The following is a 17,765-nucleotide window of genomic DNA, read 5'->3' on the forward strand; positions in this document are numbered from 1 at the left end:
CTAGTGCGTGGTGGCGGGCTTAACGTCCAGCACTTCCACTTCAAACGTGAGCGTACGGCCCGCTAGCGGATGATTAAAATCGACCTCAATGCGATCGCCGTCGATCGTTTTGACCACACCAGGCAATTCCGTTCCCGCTTTATCGGCAAACGACATGACCATGCCTATTTCCGGCGCTTCATCACCAAAGTCGGCCCGCTTCAGCGTTTGGATATTCTGCGGATTGTGCTGGCCAAACGCATGTTCGGGGGTAATTTGAAAACTCCCGTTCTGCCCGGCGCCTAAGCCTTTAATCGGGTGCTCAAAGCCTGGTGGCAGGTTGCCATCGCCAAACTCAAAGGTTGCCGGCGCTTTGTCTTTGGTTGAATCCACCAGCGTGCCATCTTCTAGCTTCAAGGTGAAGTGTAGCGTCACTTCCATGCCATCATCGATACGGTAGTCGCTCATTACAGCTCTCAATAGTCGATTAATGAGAAGCCGCGTGCGCTTTCTTGCGCCGCCGCTCCCCCATGATAGATTCCCAGATCAGCGCGACAGCGCCCAGGGTGATGCCAATATCCGCCACGTTAAAGGCCGGGTAGTACCATCCCGCCACATGGAAAGAAAGAAAATCAACCACATAGCCATGTACGAGGCGATCATACAGATTGCCTAAAGCGCCACCAATAATCAGGGGTAACGCAATCGCCAGCAGCTTTTCATCGTTTTTGACACGCGACAGCCATATCGTCAAGGCGATGCTGGCGCCCACCGCAATAATGGCAAAAAACCAGCGCTGCCAGCCCGGATGCGTGGCTAAGAAGCTAAACGCCGCGCCTGGGTTATGCAGTAAAGTGAGATTGAAAAAGGGCAGCACTTCCACCGGCTGTGCGTAGCCAAGCTGGCTGCTGGCCACGTACTTGGTGAGCAAATCGAGCACGATCACCGCCGCGGCGATCCATAGCCAGCTCAAGGGCCGCTTCATAGGCGGCCGCTCACTAACGTTGCTAGCGTTTGGTGTATTGGAATCACCGGGCGTATTGGCAGCATTAGGCATAGTAACGAATCTCGCCGTTGCCTTCGGGAAGGTTGCTAATGCAGCGACCGCACAAATCAGGGTGATCAGCATGAGTGCCGACATCCGGACGGTGGTGCCAGCAGCGCTCGCACTTGGTGTTTTCGCTAGTGCTAACCGCGACTTTCAAGCTATCAAGCTCGGTTGTTTCCGCTGAATCACTCGCGTCTGCTAAAGGCTTGAGCGTGACATCGCTGGTCAGCATCACAAAACGCAGCTCATCGCCTAGCTTGGCCAGCGTCGCCTGCAGCTCATCGCTGACATACAGCGTGACCTCGGCGGCAAGGCTACCCTTAATCACTTTGGCATTACGCGCGTCTTCCAGGCACTTATTCACCGAGTGCTTAACTTCCAATACCTGCTCCCAGAAGGCGCGCCCCAGGTCAGCGCTTTCATCTAGCGTGGCAAGGCCGGTGTAGTATGTTTCAAGCAGCACGCTATCGCCGCGTTTACCGGGGATATTCTCGTGGATCTCTTCAGCAGTGAACGAGAGAATCGGTGCAATCCAACGGCTCAGTGCTTCAACCACATGATACAGCGCGGTTTGCGCACTGCGGCGCGCCAGTGAATCCGTTTGCGTGGTGTACTGGCGATCTTTAATAACGTCGAGATAGAAGCCGCCTAGCTCACGCGCACAGAAGCCATGCACCTGCTGGTAAACATCTAAAAAGCGATATTCTTCATAGGCTTTTTCAATGCGCACCTGCAGCTGGGCGGCGCGATCGACTACCCACTGGTCTAGCGCCAGCATGTCGCCAAAGGCCACTTGGTTATGCTCAGGATCAAACCCGTTAAGGTTTGAAAGCAGGAAGCGGGCAGTGTTACGAATGCGACGGTAGACGTCAGACGTGCGCTTCAAGATTTCGTCCGATACGGCCATTTCACCGGAATAATCGGTAGAGGCGACCCACAGACGCAGAATATCGCCGCCCAGCTTATCCATCACTTCCTGAGGGGCGACCACGTTGCCCAGTGACTTGGACTGCTTACGGCCCTGGGAATCCACGGTAAAACCATGGGTCAGCAGTTGGCGATACGGCGGATGGCCGTCAATCGCCGAGCCGGTGAGCAGCGAAGAATGGAACCAACCGCGGTGCTGATCAGAGCCTTCCAGATACAGGTCGGCACGCGGGCCGCTTTCATGGCCGTGCGGGTGCGAGCCGCGCAATACGTGGCGGTGGGTGGTACCGGAGTCGAACCACACATCGAGAGTGTCGGTGACTTTATCGTACTCAGCGGCCTCAGCACCCAGCAATTCAGCGGGATCAAGGCGGAACCAGGCGTTGATTCCTTCTTGCTCAACGCGCTTGGCAGCCTCTTCCATCAGCTCAACGGTACGCGGATGCAGCTCGCCCGTTTGCTTGTGAAGGAAAAACGGAATGGGCACGCCCCAGTTGCGCTGGCGGGAGATACACCAGTCTGGGCGGTTCGCAATCATGCTGTGCAAGCGCGCTTGACCCCAGGCGGGCGTAAACGACGTGGCGGCAATGCCCTCCAACGCGCTCTCGCGCAGGGTTTTGCCGCCTTTGCCTTGAATATCCATGCCCACAAACCACTGCGCCGTAGCGCGGTAGATCACCGGCGTTTTATGGCGCCAGCAGTGCATATAGCTATGTTTGATTGGGGTATGCGCCATCAGCGCATTAACGTCGCGCAGCTTCTCGATGATATGCGGGTTGGCTTTCCAAATCATCTGGCCGCCGAAGAACGGCAGGTCGTCAGCGTACACACCGTTACCCTGCACCGGGTTCAACATGTCGTCGAACTCCATGCCATGCTCGCGGCAGGTGACAAAGTCATCCATACCGTAAGACGGCGCAGAGTGGACAATACCGGTACTGCCGACCTCTGACTCCACGTAGTCGGCTAGATAAATCGGCGACAGGCGATCATAGAACGGGTGACGGAAATTGATCAGATCGAGCTTGGCACCTTGCGTGGTGGCAATCACCTCACCCTCCAGGCCAAAGCGCTCTAGGCAGCTTGCCACCAGCTCTTCTGCTAGCAGCAGCAAACGCTCGCCGGTATCAACCAATGCATAGGTGAACTCAGGGTGAACGTTCAGCGCCTGGTTAGCGGGAATAGTCCACGGCGTGGTGGTCCAGATGACCACGGCAGCAGGCTTGGGCAACTCGCTTAGGCCAAAGGCCGCGGCAAGCTTGTCGGCATCTTCCACCGGAAAAGCCACGTCGATGGCGTCTGATTTCTTATCCGCATACTCCACTTCGGCTTCCGCCAGCGCCGAGCCACAGTCAAAGCACCAGTTAACCGGCTTCAGGCCTTTAAACACGTAGCCCGCTTCCACCATATCGGCTAGCGCACGGATCTCGCCGGCTTCATTGGCGTAATCCATGGTGCGGTAGGGATGATCCCAATCGCCGATAATGCCCAAGCGCACAAAGTCGGCCAGCTGCGTTTCAACTTGGGCACCCGCGTATTCACGGCAAAGCTCACGAGCTCTGCTCGGCTCAAGGTGCTTGCCGTGGGTCGTTTCTACCTTGTGCTCAATGGGCAGGCCGTGGCAGTCCCAACCCGGCACATAGGGGGCGTCGAAACCGGCTAAGTTTTTCGACTTAACGATAATGTCTTTAAGAATCTTATTAACGGCGTGACCAATATGGATACTGCCATTGGCGTAGGGAGGGCCATCGTGAAGCACAAACAGCGGCGCGCCTGCACGTGCTTCCCGCAGGCGCTGGTAAATATTCATATCCTGCCACTGGGAAACTCGCCCCGGCTCCTGCTTAGGCAGCATGCCGCGCATAGGGAAGTCAGTTTCAGGCAAATTCAGCGTGTGCTTATAATCCATGGTCTGGTCAGCCGTTGTTAGCATCGGCGTCATCCGCCGAAGAAGAATCAGAAGAAATTGTCTTGGAAACAGTCGTCTTAGCAACAGTCGTCATCGAAACGGCAGCCTCACGCTCAAGCGGAGCCGAGGCCAGCGGAAGAGAGCTGTCTTGTTCAGAACGATCTGGGGCAGAGCTGTCTTGATCACCCGGAGTCGCCGCAAAGTACTGGCGAGCGCGGGCCTGGTCGCGTTCAATTTGCGCTTTTAACGCATCAAGGCCGTCAAACTTCACCTCGCCGCGCAGGCGCGTACAGGGAAAAACCGTCATGTGCTGGCCGTAAAGGTCGCTGCTAAAATCCAGCAGGTGCACCTCTAGCGTCGGCCGTTTTGACCCCACCGTGGGCCGAAACCCTACGTTGGCGACTGCCGGGTAGCGCCGGCCATTTTCAAGCTCAACGATGACTGCAAACACACCGCGTAGCGTTAGCGGCTGGGGTAGAAGCGGCAGGTTTGCAGTCGGTACGCCAATCGTGCGACCTAACTGCTGGTCGCGTACCACGCGCCCATCTAACGAATAGGGCCGACCAAGCAGGCGCGCAGCGGCGGAAAAATTGCCACTGGCCAGCAAGGTACGTACTCGCGTACTGGAAACGCGCTCGTCGTCCACGGTAAAGGTGCGCGTGTGCTCTACGCCAAAGCCCTGGGTGCTCCCGACGTCTGCCAGCAGCGCGAAGTCACCAAGACGGTCACAGCCAAAGCGGAAGTCATCGCCCACCACAAGATGCTTAACGCCCAAGCCATCAATCAGCACCTGATCGATAAACTCACGCCCGGTCAGGCTGCGCAGTGCCTCGTTAAATGGCAGGACCAGCACCTGCTCGGCGCCAAAATCACGCAGCAAGCGGACCTTTTCACGCAACCGCGTTAAACGTGGCGGCGCTTGATCACCGGCAAAAAACTCGCGTGGCTGGGGTTCAAACACCACCACGGTAAGCGGCACATTCCAGCGCGCCGCATGCTCGCGGCACTGCTGAAGAATGGCTTGATGGCCACGATGCACCCCATCGAAGTTTCCGATCGTTGCAACGCAGCCACGATGAGCCGCTTTTAAGTTGTGCAGACCTCGAATGACGCGCATGGCACCTCAGCCGTTAGAGGACATAAAGCCTCTGATTATAACGAACCCGCCGTGTAACAAATACACCCGCTAGCGCGCAGTCTTACGATTGCATTTTAAAATGCCGAAAGCGCAGGCCAAATGCCGCCAGCCACGCAGCGTAAAGCGAGCCACCCAACATTACTAAACCGCTCACCCAGGCTATCCGCTGCCAAAGGCTAAAGGTCAGCCACGCCTGCCAGTCAGGGGCAACAAAATAAAGCGCCCCGCACATCAGCGTACTGCCGCCCACCAGCTGTACAGCGTAGCGTTTCCAACCAGGCTGAAAGACCAACACACCCTGTTTATGCAGCAAATAGCCCAGCAAGCCCGCGTTTAGAAACGCAGAAAGCGCCGTCGCTAGTGCCAGCCCGGCATGGGCCAAAGGCCATATCAGCACCAGGTTCAGGGCCATATTAGCAACCATGGCAATAATACCCACCTTCACCGGGGTACGCGTATCCTGACGGGCGAAAAACCCTGGCGCCAGCACTTTAATTAGCATAAACGCAACTAGGCCGAAGGCGTACGCCCTTAGGCTCATGGCCGCCATTTGAATGTCGTTGTCGGTCATTGCGCCGTAATGAAATAGCGTAATCAACAGCGGCTCCGCCAACACCGCCAGCGCCAACGCCGCCGGCAAGCCTAACAACAATACAATGCGAATAGCCCAATCGAGCATCGCTGCAAAGTGCTCTTTGGACTGGTCGGCATGGCGTTTCGACAGCGCGGGCAAGATCACCGTACCAATCGCCACCCCGAAAACGCCCAGCGGCAGCTCGACGAGACGGTCTGAATAGTAAAGCCACGACACGCTGCCCGCGGCCAGCAATGAGGCCAGCACGGTATCCAGCAATAAATTAATTTGCGATACCGATACCCCAAACAGCGCCGGGCCCATCAGCTTTAGAATTCGCCGCACGCCTTCATGGGCAAAATTGGGCCACGGCGTCGGCATCAGCCCTAAGCGCAGTAAAAACGGTACTTGAAAAGCCAACTGCGCAACCCCGGCGATCAGCACGCCCCAGGCCAGCGCCATGGCCGGCTCTTCCATCATCGGCATTAAGAACAGCGCTGCGCCGATTAGCGAAAGGTTAAGCAGCACCGGCGTAAACGCGGGGACCGCAAAGCGATTCCAGGTATTCATGACGCTGCCGGAAAACGCAGTGAGCGAAATCAGCAGCAAATAGGGGAACGTTAGCCGCAGCATGTCCGCAGTGAGCGCGAGCTTCTCAGGATCACGCCCAAAGCCAGGGGCAAACACCCAAATGAGCCACGGCGCGCAGAGCATTGCCACGGCGGTAATCAGCGCCAATATCGCGGTTAAGCTGCCGGCGGTGGCGTTCAGTAGTTCACGAATTTCTTCGCGATTACGCTGGGTGGAATACTCTGAAAGCACGGGCACAAAGGCTTGGTTGAAGGCCCCTTCCGCAAACAGCCTGCGCAGGAAATTAGGGATTTTAAACGCGACGAAAAACGCATCGGCGCCGCCGCCTGCCCCTAAAAGCGTAGCGACCACCACATCACGCGCAAGCCCCATGACCCTCGACAGCATGGTCATCGCACTCACCACGAGGCCAGAGCGCATTAGCCCACGGCGGGCTGACGAGACATCGGGGGAAGTATTGGGTGTTTTTGTCGCCGTCATAAGCTATCCAGAAAACCCGCCCAAAAAACGTATCTAGAGATCGTATTTAGAAACTGCATCTAGAGAAACCATTCAGACACAAAAAAACCGGCCGCAGCCGGTTTTTTATGGCGCCTGTCGGCTTACGCCGCCAGTGCTTTAATACGCTTGTTCAAACGGCTCTTCAGGCGAGCTGCTTTCTTCTTAGACAGCACGTCTTTGTCAGCAATACGGTCAACGACCGGCTGCATGGCCTTGAACTCTTCCATTGCCTTAGCGTGGTCGCCGGTGCTGATCGCTTTCACTACACGCTTAATGTAGGTGCGGACCATGCTGCGCTGGCTGGATTTCAGGACGCGACGTGTCTCGGCCTGGCGGGCGCGCTTGCGTGCTTGCTTGCTGTTCGCCACAGGGTATCTCCTTGGAGAATAAAGGTTGCCGATAAGCGGCAACGAAATTAAATATGTATTCGTCGACTGCGCTACCACCACAGCACAACGTTTCACCCTACAAAAAAGCATAAAAGACAGTTGCTTAGCACTGCCTTTTCAAAATTCTTGCTTAACAGGATGGCGTAGTCTATCACGCGCTAGGCGTGCTTGCTAGCAGTTGTCAATATGCGGGCGAGGGTAAAACGGAGCCTCCCCACACTACAAAATCCGGGTTAAGCAATTGCGCCGGAGTGGAATAGTCTAGGGGTTTTCCTTCACATGTCACTATTCGCCCGCCCGCTTGCTCAACAATCGCCTGGGCGGCGGCCGTATCCCACAGGCTGGTTGGCCCAAAGCGTGGGTAAACATCGGCGCGGCCTTCCGCAATCAAACATGATTTCAACGAGCTGCCCATTGGCTGAACGCTGTGCTTCCCAAGCGCCGCTAACCAATCCGCCATCCGCGGATCAGGGTGCGAGCGGCTTCCCAGCACGCGCCAAGGCTGCCCTTCTAGCGGCGCTGGGTCGGTATGAATCGCCACATATTTCCCGTCTACGGCAATTTTAAATGCGCCTAGGCCGCTGGCAGCCACATAGGTAAGCGATAAAGCCGGCGCCACCACAACGCCCAGCACCGGCTGTCCGCGCTCAATTAGCGCGATATTGACGGTGAACTCATCGTTGCGCTTAATGAATTCTTTGGTGCCATCCAGCGGGTCCACCAGCCAATAAAACCCATCGGCGTTAGCGCCTTCAAAACGCTGAGTATCTTCTTCAGAGAGCACCGGCACGTCAGGCGTCAGCGCTTGCAAGCCCCGCACAATAATCACATGCGCGGCTTTATCCGCCTCGGTTAGCGGGCTATGGTCGGCCTTAAGCTCAACGGCAAACTCACGGCAATATACCTGCATAATCGCCTCGCCAGCTTCAACAGCCAGCTGCTCCACTTTTTCCAGCAATATGCTCTTCAACAATTTCGTGGTGATATTTAGCACGCCGGGAGCGTCTCCACATCAAATCCAACGATTTGGCGCTGCTCACGGGAAAACTCTACGCCGACTAAGTGAATAGGCTTTCCCTGGGCACGATATTTATCGGCGTAGCCTTTGGCTTTAATCTGCGCCAATGCGCTGCCTTCTGGCAGTTGCTCGACCACCTTAAATTCAAAGACGTAAAGGTGCCCGGCAAAGTCCACCGTCATATCAACTTTGCCAAAGTGGCTAGCGTCTTCCACCGTCACGTTGATGCCCAAGGCAGCGAAGTGGCTATAAAAGACACTCGCATAATGGCCTTCGTATTGAGCAATCGGATTATTGCGGTACCAGTCATGCGGCAGCCCTGCATAAAGCGCCTTGAGATGCACCTCAAGACCCGCCAGATCATGGTCACGCAGGCGAGTAAACAACGTTTTACGCTCGCGAGCAGCGTTCTCGACGCCCAGCATCGGCAGCAGCGCTTGGTTTAGGCTGGTCTCAACTTCCTGATTCGGAAAGCCCAGGGTATACAGCCGATACCCCAGCATGGGCTCTTCCACCTGCTTAATGGTCAGGTAACCCGTTTGGAACAGCAGCGCCTCAGTGGCAATATAATCGACATCGAAACGGCCGAGCAGCTCTGCCTCGGTCTCAAGCTGATCCAATGACGGCGTAAACACGCCACGCTGCCTTAAAATCTCTACCAAAAACGTGGGCGTCGCGCTCTCAAACCAATAAGGGCCAAACTGGCGTTTTTGAAAAAGCAGCAGCACGTCAAAGGGATTATAAACGGCGGTGACGTCCTGCCCTCCCCAACGATATCCGTTATACCAACGCTTGATTTGAGCACGGTCTAACCCCGGCAATTCAGGGGCGAACACGCTGTCAACATCCTCATCGGTATAGCCACAAATAGAGACGTAAGGCGCATCCAGCGTAATATCGTTTAGATTATTCAGCCCAGAGAACAGGCTGACCTTACTGAACTTCGAGACCCCGGTGAGCAGCACAAAGCGCAAATGTGGATCAGCATCCTTCAGCACGCTATAGAGATTTTTGAGCCCTTCGCGAAGCTCACGCGCCCGCTCATGGGCCAAAATATTATCTAAAATGGGCTTATCGTATTCGTCGATCAGCACCACCGTGCGCTGGCCAAATTTTTGATGGGCACGCCGAATCAAATCAGAAAAATCGTTGGCAATTAATTCTGGGCGCTCGCTCTCAATACCCAGGCGCTCGCGATGCTGAGTAAGCTGATAGCGGATATGGATATCCAGCTCTTCACGGCTAGCCATCACCCCATCCGCAAAGCTTAAGCGAATCACCGGGTGCTGCGTTTTCCAATCCCATTTATCATGGATATACAGGCCTTCAAAAAGCGCTTTACGCCCCTCAAACAGGCAGCGCAAGGTATCTAACAGCAGGCTTTTACCAAAACGACGCGGTCGAGAAAGGAAAAAGTATTTTCCTTCTTCATTTAAACGATGGAGATGCGCCGTTTTATCAACATAATAGTAATCGCCCTCACGAATATCTGCGAAGGTCTGCACGCCAATGGGTAGTTTGAGCTGATGGTCAGTGGGCATTGTCACCTCGAAAAGCTAATGGGCACTTTCGTACGACGACGGTCATTTTGAGAGCGTCTCCACATCAAACCCAACAATCTGGCGCTGCTCCCGGGAAAACTCTACGCCCACTAAGTGAATAGGCTTTCCTTGGGCACGGTATTTATCGGCGTAGCCTTTGGCTTTAATCTGCGCCAATGCGCTGTCTTCTGGCAGCTGCTCGACCACCTTAAATTCAAATACGTAAAGGTGCCCGGCAAAGTCCACCGTCATATCAACTTTGCCGAAATGGCTAGCGTCTTCCACCGTCACGTTGATGCCCAAGGCAGCGAAGTGGCTATAAAAGACACTCGCATAATGGCCTTCGTATTGAGCAATCGGATTATTGCGGTACCAGTCATGCGGCAGCCCCGCGTAAAGCGCCTTGAGATGCACCTCAAGACCCGCCAGATCATGGTCACGCAGGCGAGTAAACAACGTTTTACGCTCGCGAGCAGCGTGCTCGACGCCCAGCATCGGCAGCAGCGCTTGGTTTAGGCTGGTTTCAACTTCCTGATTGGGAAAGCCCAGGGTATACAGCCGATACCCCAGCATGGGCTCTTCCACCTGCTTAATGGTCAGGTAACCTGTTTGGAACAGCAGCGCCTCAGTGGCAATATAATCGACATCGAAACGGCCGAGCAGCTCTGCTTCGGTCTCAAGTTGATCCAATGACGGCGTAAACACGCCACGCTGCCTTAAAATCTCTACCAAAAACGTGGGCGTCGCGCTCTCAAACCAATAAGGGCCAAACTGGCGTTTTTGAAAAAGCAGCAGCACGTCAGAGGGATTATAAACGGCGGTGACGTCCTGCCCTCCCCAACGATACCCGTTATACCAACGCTTGATTTGAGCACGGTCTAACCCAGGTAACTCTGGGGCGAACACGCTATCAACGTCCTCATCGGTATAGCCACAAATAGAGGCGTACGGTGCATCCAGCGTAATATCGTTTAGGTTATTCAGCCCAGAGAACAGGCTGACCTTACTGAACTTCGAGACCCCGGTGAGCAGCACAAAGCGCAAATGCGGGTCGGCATCTTTGAGCACGCTGTAAAGGTTCTTGAGCCCTTCGCGCAACTCACGCGCCCGCTCATGGGCCAAAATATTATCCAAAATGGGTTTATCGTATTCGTCGATCAGCACCACCACGCGTTCACCACGCTGTTCACGTACAGCATGAATCAGCTCACGAAAACACCCAGAGATGGACGTGTTCTTAAAAACAACCCCAAAGCGATCCGCCTCAGCGCGTAGCAGTTCATGGATATGAATATCCAGCTCTTCACGGCTAGCCATCACTCCATCCGCAAAGCTTAAGCGAATCACCGGGTACTGCGTTTGCCAATCCCACTTATCATAAATATAAAGCCCTTCAAAAAGCGCTTTACGACCTTCAAACAGGCAGCGCAGGGTATCTATCAGCAGGCTTTTACCAAAACGGCGCGGGCGAGAAAGGAAAAAGTAACCACCCTCTTCGACAAGCCTGTGAAGAAAGGCCGTTTTATCGACGTAGTAATAATCTCCCGAACGGAGCTTATCGAAGTTCTGTACGCCAATGGGGAGTTTGAGCTGATTGATAGTCGACATAGCCATCTCAAGAAGCAGGTGAGCTTAAAAGCAGCATAGCATGCACAGGGCCTTTCTCAGCCATAGCGACGCTTAAGGCACGGCCTGCCCTGAGGGGCCTAAAATTTTGCGTAAAAAGTGCCGCGTGCGCTCATCTTTGGGCGCGGTGAATAGCGTTTCAGGCGGGCCTTGCTCAACGATACCGCCGTCATCCATAAACACCACGCGATCAGCGACTTCTCTAGCGAACTGCATTTCGTGGGTCACGACGATCATCGTTTGGCGCTCAACCGCCAGCTGCTTCATCAGGCTCAACACTTCCTCTACCCACTGCGGGTCAAGGGACGAAGTAGGCTCATCAAATAAAATCACATCGGCGTTGGCCGCCATGGCACGGCCAATGCCTACCCGCTGTTGCTGGCCGCCGGAAAGCGAGGCTGGGTAGGCATCCGCTTTATCAGCCAGCCCGATTCGCTCTAAAATTTCCCTGGCCCGCGCATACGCCTTCGCTTTGGGCAGCTTATCCACCACGATCATGCCTTCGCTGATGTTCTCAAGCGCGGTTTTATTAGCGAACAGGCCGTAGCTCTGAAACACGAACGCCGTACGACGGCGCAGAGCAAGAATATCTGCCCGGCTGGCGCGCTGGGTATCGATACTCAAGTCGCCCACCTGCAGGCGGCCTGAATCCGGTCGTTCAAGGAAGTTAATACAGCGCAGCAGCGTTGACTTACCGGTGCCTGAAGGACCGATGATCACAATGATCTCGCCTTGCGACAGGTTTAAATCGACATCGTGAAACACCGTATGGGCGCCAAAGCGCTTGGTAATGCCTTGCAGCGAAATCATCGTTGGTAGGCCTTATTCAGATACGTTTCTAACCGGCGCTGCCCCCAGGAAAGCACTTCCACCACCGCCCAATAGATAAGCGCCACTAGCAAGAACGCCTCTAAATACAAAAAGCTGCCCGCCGCCTCTTTTTGAGTCGCGCCCATCAGCTCAGTGACCCCCAGCGTGAACGCCAGTGAGGTCGCTTTAATCATATCGATGAAGTAGTTCATCAGCGTGGGGGTCGCTACACGGGTGGCCTGCGGCAAAATAATCCGTCGCATCAGCTGCGACTGGGTCATACCAATGGAAAGCGCAGCTTCGGTCTGGCTGCGGTCTATTCCCACAATCGCGGCACGAATGGACTCGGCCATGTACGCTGAAAAGTGCAGCGTGATTCCCAATACCGCCGCCGTAACGCCATTAATCGAGACCAACGCCTCCACCAGCTGCGGCAAACCGTAGTAGAACAAAAACAGCTGAACAAGCAGCGGCGTACCACGGAAAAACGAGATAAACAGCATTGAAAACCCGTTTAACACCGGCACTTTTGATACGCGCACGACCGCCAGCAAACATGCCAGGATCAGCGCAAAGAACATGGCAGTAGTCGCCATTTGAAGGGTAAGCGGCAAATAGCGCAGCAGAACCGGCAGCAGCCCCCACATATATTCAAGGTTAAGCATGATAGTTAAACGTATCAGTCAACATATAAGTAAACCTATAAGTAAAAATAGCTACTTCGCTTATAAGCAAACGGCCGTGGCAATGCCACGGCCGCGTTCAACAGGTTAGGCCAAGCGTTACGGCTGAGTGATATCCGTATTAAACCACTTCTCAGATAGCTCGCGCAGCGCCCCGCTTTCACGCAGCTCTGTCAGCGCTGCATCAACACGATCACGCTGCTCACGACCCGCTTCGTCATCGCGGAACGGCAGCGCGTTTTCGATAGTGGTAAACGGCTGGCCCGCTAATATCAGCGGCAAACCGCGCTCGCTAATGACCTGCGATGCACTCACACGATCCATCACGAAGGCATCAACACGGCCCAAGGCCACATCCTGCTCAACGTTAGACTCGTAGGTGCGAATGTCGATTTCATCGGCATTGGGCTGTTCGCGCAACAGCTGCTCGTAGTTAGAACCTAGGTTCACTGCGACACTTTTGCCGGATAAATCTGCAACGCCTTCAATGGCGTCATTGCCCGCCCTCACAACCACCTGAGCCCCGTCATACACATAGGGTGCAGTAAACACGTACTTGGCTTCACGTTCAGGGGTGATGGTGATCTGGTTGGCAATCGTATCGATACGCCCAGACTCCAGCATGCCCGCCAGGCCAGAGAAACTAGCGGTAACGAACTCGATATCGTCGCCGGAAAGCTCACCCACCGCGTTCATGACATCAACCTCAAAGCCTTTAAGCTCGTCTTGCTCAACGTAGGTGAACGGGAAATAGCCCCCGGACATGCCCACGCGTAATGTATCGGCCTGGGCTGAGGCGGCAAACAACCCGCCGGCAACGCTGAGTGAGAGTGCCGCAAGGGTAAGATTAAACTGGCGTGTTAATCGCATCGTTTTGCTTCCTTCTTAAGTGGCAAAAAGGCTAATGAAGATTATCATAGACCTTCAAGCATAAACGCACAAAGGAATATTAAATCTTCTTTTTATTCTTTTTATGAATATAACATTCAATGTGATCTTATGAAGCGGCTTATCTCACTTTACATTCGAAAAGATGGCCCTGCTGGTTGTTCGGACATCAGCGCAGCCTGTACCGTTGCCAGTAGGTCAGTCAGGGTAGTAACCAAGTAAGACTGGAATTTATCTTGCCCGAGCGTCCGCACATAGATATCCGCCGGAAGAAATCTCCCCATTTCATCCTGAAAGTTTTTCCCAGCAATAATGTCCGATAATCGTGAAATCATGCTATTCAGCCTATCCGGATAATCATCCAGCCGGTAATCCACCATTTTCTGCTTTACCAGTTCGCTGTCCACTTGGGCTCCACGCTGAGCCAGCCAAGCAAGATCCCAGATGTCACGGTTACGAACGTACTTTTGGGTGGCTGGGAGCGAGAGCAGCTTGTCCGCCATGATTTCATCACGAGTTTCCACCATGACCAGAAGGTCTTCATAGCCATCAGGCAGGAATTCGTAGTTTCTGACAAGCGGTCGCGCTGTTTTGGTGTGTGCAGGAATATTAGCGATTTCCAGTTTGACCTTCTGCTTAGGCAGGTCCCTGCGCCCCGGTGAGGTAGTAATGCCAATTTGCCATTTATCGATTTTCAACTCGGCATACTTGAGATTTTTTTTCAAAGACGCCGGTTCTTTCACGGTCACTTCCAGCCCATACCTCGAAGACAGATAGTCTTTGATGCCGGTTTTCATATCGGTCAGCTTTCGGGAAGAAAAATCCACACCGCCAGCAAAATCCAAATCTTCGCTGAACCGACTGCCTCCATAGCACAGCCTCAACGACGTGCCTCCCTGAAATACCAAGCCGTCAAGCATGCCTTCTTTGTCTAGCGCATATAGCAAGTCGTAATGCAGCAACTCTTTTTCAATAACCGGTCGCATATGCCCTAACGCCGGATCTTTCATTGCTTGATCTACCAAGTTTTTGAAATCAACCGACTCAATCATCATGCACGGCCTCCTCATCAATCAGGTGAGTGTTTCGACCCACGCGCTTAAGATCCCGCAGAGCCGCAAACTTCGCTGCAACCTTAAGAGGACGCCCGCGATCCTTGATAGTAGACAAAATATCAGATACCCGACGCTTGGTGTGGGTGAACTCAATCACACCATAAGGGGTTTTATATTCGCCTTTACGCCCAGTGGTCATCACGGTGAGCCGGCCTACCGGAATCTGAGAAATGACACCATACTCTGATAGAGCGGATTCAAGGCTAATGTAACTGTATTCGCCCCTGCGCAATGTCTTGGCAATCAGCTCCAAGGTATCCAGACCTTTGTTCTTCGACAGAGCATACAGATACACACCCTTGGATGGACGCTCCAAGATACCCGCCTTAACCAAACGTTTCAGCGTTGCTTCCCGGCCGCGGGCCGTATCTTCCAGAAACACTTTCGACATGTCTTGTGTTGAAAAGACATAGCGCCCGCGTTGATCGAACTCCGCAAGGCGCTTAATGGCTTCACTTTGCTTCATCCCCCACCCTCAAGAATACAAAAACCACGTTAAAAAGCGTCATTAGCGTCCACATAAATATATCATGCAAACAAAAATCGCGCGTAAAAGTGTGATAATTGTTTACATAAAAAGAAGAGCGATAGGATGAAAAGGCAAAACACAAAAAACACAAATCGCAGGTATAAAAAAAGCTGCTGCTTAGGTAATTGGCAGATAGCCATCTTACGTAAGCAGCAGCCCTATGAATTAAACGCAATTTTTAACGCGACTCTCAGGTATGCCTTTCAATTATATGAGCCCATTTACGGACTAGGTTCCGCTATATCGCCACATTCTGTGCAGGCTGGACGCCGAGGTCATTCTTTGCATCAATTTCAACGTCTTGTTTATCAACACTAAGCGATACAGGCGCAGTGGTTTCAGCATTAGGCACCGCCTTACCGCTTTTGGGAGATAGCCACAGATGGTCTATTAGGCGGTCATTAGGGGCGTAGCCCAAGGGCGCATCACACAGTAGCTTTTGCAGCTGCTGGTGGTCGCCCGCTTGGCAAGCGACGGTCAATTGATCAAGAAGGCTGTTAATGACATCAACCGGCAGCGATACCTCTTGAGCCGTCATAATACGAGGGTGGCTCGTTTTCTCTACTCGCTCGCCGATCAGCAGCTCTTCATACAATTTCTCGCCTGGCCGCAGTCCGGTAAAACGAATTTCAATATCGCCGGTAGGAATCGGCTCGCTTTCATCGCGCGGAAGGTAGAACGGCTCAAGGCCAGACAAACGCACCATCTTACTGGCCAAGTTAGCAATCTTAACCGGCTCGCCCATATCCAATACAAAGACATCGCCGCCTTTCGCCATGGCGCCGGCCTGCATCACTAAAAGAGCCGCCTCAGGTATCGTCATAAAGTAGCGCGTAATATCAGGATGAGTAACCGTAATGGGGCCACCCGCGGCAATTTGACGCCTAAAAAGAGGTACCACTGAACCGCTAGAACCCAGCACATTGCCAAAACGCACCATACAAAAACGCGTTGTGCTTTGAGACGTCGTTTTAGCTTGGCAAACCAGCTCGGCTAAACGCTTGCTGGCGCCCATTACGTTGGTGGGCCGCACGGCTTTATCTGTAGAAACCAATACGAAATCGGTGACACCACTGGCCACCGCGGCCTGCGCGCAGTGTAAGGTACCCAGCGCATTATTAAACAAGCCTTCTGCTACGTTGTGCTCCACCATAGGCACATGTTTGTAGGCCGCTGCATGGTAAATAGTTTGCACCTGAAAGTGCATCATGACGCCCCTAAGACGCTCAGGATGCTGTACCGACCCTAAAAGAGCATGCACCGGCACATCCGCAAAGCCTTCTGCTTCAGCAATGCGCAGCAAATCTTGCTCAATGGCGTAAAGGTTATATTCAGAAATCTCTAGCAGTAATAACCGCGCCGGGCGCTGCCGCAAAATTTGCCGACAAAGCTCGCTGCCAATAGAGCCCCCCGCACCGGTGACCAAGACCACTTTATGAGTGATATTGGCGCCAATCAGCGCTGCATCCGGCGGCACAGGGTCACGGCCCAGCAAGTCTTCCACGGCTACATCGCGAATATCATTTATACTTGCCCGCCCTTCAACCACATCGGCAATACCCGGCACCGTTTGCACCGGGATGGTTAACCCATCTAAAGAATCAAGGATCTCACGGCGCCGTGCACGTGATGCACTAGGCAAAGCCAGCAGCAGCTTTTCAACACCATGGCTAGTAATTAAGCGCTGAATAGCGGTATGCGAATAAATTTTCAGCCCCAGTATTGAAGATCTCTGCAGCGCTGCCCGGTCATCAATAAACGCTACGGGCTCGTACTCATTACCATTACGTAGCGACACTACTAACTGCCGCCCCGCGCTGCCTGCCCCATAAACCAGCACGCGCGTTTTGTAGCGTAGCTGGCCACGATGGTGCAACCCACGTAGCAGCATGCGTATACCGCCAACGGTTAACATAGCCATCATCGCGTAGATAAATGGCACAGAACGAGGCACCGGTAGTAGCAGAATATAATTCACCACAATCATCACTAGCATTGACACGAGAACGCCAGTACCAATAACAACCGCTGCCTGCATGCTCATATAGCGAATAAACGCACGGTAAAAGCCCAAACGCATAAAAACGAACAGGCTAACCGGTAGAACAACAGGAATCACCCACCATACCTTAGGGTTTGAAAGAAACGACCAGCTATCCAGCCGTAAGAACATAGCTATGAAGAAACTAGCGGCGATCAAAAACGTATCAACCGCAAGCTGGATGAACCGCTTTTGCGTCCGTGATAAGCGAAACAGATGGTTTAAGGCTTTGGACAGCATGATACGAGGTTGCTCCGTGAAAATTCTTTTAGTGGAGTGGAATGACGATGCACCTGCTGAATCGAAGCAGCACCGATAATTAATATTAGCCAACACCACATTAGATTTATCTAAAATAAACCATATTAATCAACTAGTTATTACTTATGGCTAAGTTTAGTAAAAAAAACGTAACAGCACTATGTTTTATACACCCAAAAGATGACACGAATAATACT

Annotated in this window: 15 protein-coding genes; all 15 read right to left on the reverse strand. The window is 53.4% G+C overall.

The features are described 5' to 3' along the window. Nucleotides 1-447 (reverse strand): FKBP-type peptidyl-prolyl cis-trans isomerase, encoded by a 447-nt coding sequence (fkpB, locus tag KUO20_RS13595; RefSeq protein ID WP_235040372.1) that lies wholly within the window; start codon nucleotides 445-447, stop codon nucleotides 1-3. Between the two features lie 19 nt (nucleotides 448-466). After that, nucleotides 467-964 (reverse strand): signal peptidase II, encoded by a 498-nt coding sequence (lspA, locus tag KUO20_RS13600; protein WP_235040373.1) that lies wholly within the window; start codon nucleotides 962-964, stop codon nucleotides 467-469. 64 nt (nucleotides 965-1,028) lie between these two features. Beyond that, nucleotides 1,029-3,887, reverse strand: a complete 2,859-nt coding sequence (gene ileS / locus KUO20_RS13605) for an isoleucine--tRNA ligase (protein ID WP_235040374.1) — start codon at nucleotides 3,885-3,887, stop codon at nucleotides 1,029-1,031. Then, the gene (gene ribF, locus KUO20_RS13610) at nucleotides 3,871-4,980 is read right to left on the reverse strand and encodes a bifunctional riboflavin kinase/FAD synthetase (protein WP_235040375.1); all 1,110 of its coding nucleotides are present in this window, start codon (nucleotides 4,978-4,980) and stop codon (nucleotides 3,871-3,873) included. The genes ileS and ribF overlap by 17 nt, the downstream gene beginning before the upstream one ends. An 82-nt stretch (nucleotides 4,981-5,062) precedes the next feature. Further along, the gene (murJ, locus tag KUO20_RS13615) at nucleotides 5,063-6,646 is read right to left on the reverse strand and encodes a murein biosynthesis integral membrane protein MurJ (RefSeq protein ID WP_235040376.1); all 1,584 of its coding nucleotides are present in this window, start codon (nucleotides 6,644-6,646) and stop codon (nucleotides 5,063-5,065) included. A gap of 122 nt (nucleotides 6,647-6,768) precedes the next feature. Beyond that, complete coding sequence (rpsT, locus tag KUO20_RS13620) at nucleotides 6,769-7,035, reverse strand: 30S ribosomal protein S20 (RefSeq protein WP_235040377.1); 267 nt, start codon at nucleotides 7,033-7,035, stop codon at nucleotides 6,769-6,771. A 202-nt stretch (nucleotides 7,036-7,237) separates the two neighbouring features. Then, nucleotides 7,238-8,050 carry a 3'(2'),5'-bisphosphate nucleotidase CysQ gene (cysQ, locus tag KUO20_RS13625; protein WP_422823082.1) on the reverse strand — a complete coding sequence of 271 codons (813 nt, stop codon included), beginning with the start codon at nucleotides 8,048-8,050 and terminating at the stop codon, nucleotides 7,238-7,240. Beyond that, a complete protein-coding gene (locus tag KUO20_RS13630; protein ID WP_235040378.1) occupies nucleotides 8,044-9,615 on the reverse strand; it encodes an ATP-binding protein in 1,572 nt (523 codons plus the stop codon). The genes cysQ and KUO20_RS13630 overlap by 7 nt, the downstream gene beginning before the upstream one ends. Before the next feature lie 42 nt (nucleotides 9,616-9,657). After that, nucleotides 9,658-11,223 (reverse strand): ATP-binding protein, encoded by a 1,566-nt coding sequence (locus KUO20_RS13635; protein ID WP_235040379.1) that lies wholly within the window; start codon nucleotides 11,221-11,223, stop codon nucleotides 9,658-9,660. 72 nt (nucleotides 11,224-11,295) lie between these two features. Next, nucleotides 11,296-12,051: an amino acid ABC transporter ATP-binding protein gene (locus KUO20_RS13640; protein ID WP_235040380.1), complete on the reverse strand. Its 756-nt coding sequence runs from the start codon at nucleotides 12,049-12,051 to the stop codon at nucleotides 11,296-11,298. Beyond that, nucleotides 12,048-12,716, reverse strand: a complete 669-nt coding sequence (locus tag KUO20_RS13645; RefSeq protein ID WP_235040381.1) for an amino acid ABC transporter permease — start codon at nucleotides 12,714-12,716, stop codon at nucleotides 12,048-12,050. The genes KUO20_RS13640 and KUO20_RS13645 overlap by 4 nt, the downstream gene beginning before the upstream one ends. 117 nt (nucleotides 12,717-12,833) lie before the next feature. Then, entirely contained in the window at nucleotides 12,834-13,604 is a 771-nt protein-coding gene (locus KUO20_RS13650) for an amino acid ABC transporter substrate-binding protein (protein ID WP_235040382.1), read from the reverse strand. Nucleotides 13,605-13,753: 149 nt separating this feature from the next. Continuing rightward, nucleotides 13,754-14,677, reverse strand: coding sequence for a nucleotidyl transferase AbiEii/AbiGii toxin family protein (locus tag KUO20_RS13655; RefSeq protein WP_235040383.1), 924 nt, complete (start codon nucleotides 14,675-14,677; stop codon nucleotides 13,754-13,756). Next, entirely contained in the window at nucleotides 14,667-15,203 is a 537-nt protein-coding gene (gene abiEi / locus KUO20_RS13660; RefSeq protein WP_235040384.1) for a type IV toxin-antitoxin system AbiEi family antitoxin, read from the reverse strand. The genes KUO20_RS13655 and abiEi overlap by 11 nt, the downstream gene beginning before the upstream one ends. A 301-nt stretch (nucleotides 15,204-15,504) precedes the next feature. Beyond that, on the reverse strand, nucleotides 15,505-17,547 hold the full coding sequence (locus tag KUO20_RS13665) for a polysaccharide biosynthesis protein (protein ID WP_235040385.1): 2,043 nt from the start codon (nucleotides 17,545-17,547) through the stop codon (nucleotides 15,505-15,507). Nucleotides 17,548-17,765 lie beyond the last annotated feature (218 nt).

Source organism: Vreelandella profundi, from assembly GCF_019722725.1.
Lineage (GTDB): Bacteria > Pseudomonadota > Gammaproteobacteria > Pseudomonadales > Halomonadaceae > Vreelandella > Vreelandella profundi.

What these genes read in the sequence shown, in the direction of transcription:
- fkpB (WP_235040372.1), bottom strand. Translation starts at nt 447, where the DNA reads ATGAGCGACTACCGTATCGATGATGGCATGGAAGTGACGCTACACTTC.
- lspA (WP_235040373.1), bottom strand. Translation starts at nt 964, where the DNA reads ATGAAGCGGCCCTTGAGCTGGCTATGGATCGCCGCGGCGGTGATCGTG.
- ileS (WP_235040374.1), bottom strand. Translation starts at nt 3,887, where the DNA reads ATGCTAACAACGGCTGACCAGACCATGGATTATAAGCACACGCTGAAT.
- ribF (WP_235040375.1), bottom strand. Translation starts at nt 4,980, where the DNA reads ATGCGCGTCATTCGAGGTCTGCACAACTTAAAAGCGGCTCATCGTGGC.
- murJ (WP_235040376.1), bottom strand. Translation starts at nt 6,646, where the DNA reads ATGACGGCGACAAAAACACCCAATACTTCCCCCGATGTCTCGTCAGCC.
- KUO20_RS13630 (WP_235040378.1), bottom strand. Translation starts at nt 9,615, where the DNA reads ATGCCCACTGACCATCAGCTCAAACTACCCATTGGCGTGCAGACCTTC.
- KUO20_RS13635 (WP_235040379.1), bottom strand. Translation starts at nt 11,223, where the DNA reads ATGTCGACTATCAATCAGCTCAAACTCCCCATTGGCGTACAGAACTTC.
- KUO20_RS13640 (WP_235040380.1), bottom strand. Translation starts at nt 12,051, where the DNA reads ATGATTTCGCTGCAAGGCATTACCAAGCGCTTTGGCGCCCATACGGTG.
- KUO20_RS13645 (WP_235040381.1), bottom strand. Translation starts at nt 12,716, where the DNA reads ATGCTTAACCTTGAATATATGTGGGGGCTGCTGCCGGTTCTGCTGCGC.
- KUO20_RS13650 (WP_235040382.1), bottom strand. Translation starts at nt 13,604, where the DNA reads ATGCGATTAACACGCCAGTTTAATCTTACCCTTGCGGCACTCTCACTC.
- KUO20_RS13655 (WP_235040383.1), bottom strand. Translation starts at nt 14,677, where the DNA reads ATGATGATTGAGTCGGTTGATTTCAAAAACTTGGTAGATCAAGCAATG.
- abiEi (WP_235040384.1), bottom strand. Translation starts at nt 15,203, where the DNA reads ATGAAGCAAAGTGAAGCCATTAAGCGCCTTGCGGAGTTCGATCAACGC.
- KUO20_RS13665 (WP_235040385.1), bottom strand. Translation starts at nt 17,547, where the DNA reads ATGCTGTCCAAAGCCTTAAACCATCTGTTTCGCTTATCACGGACGCAA.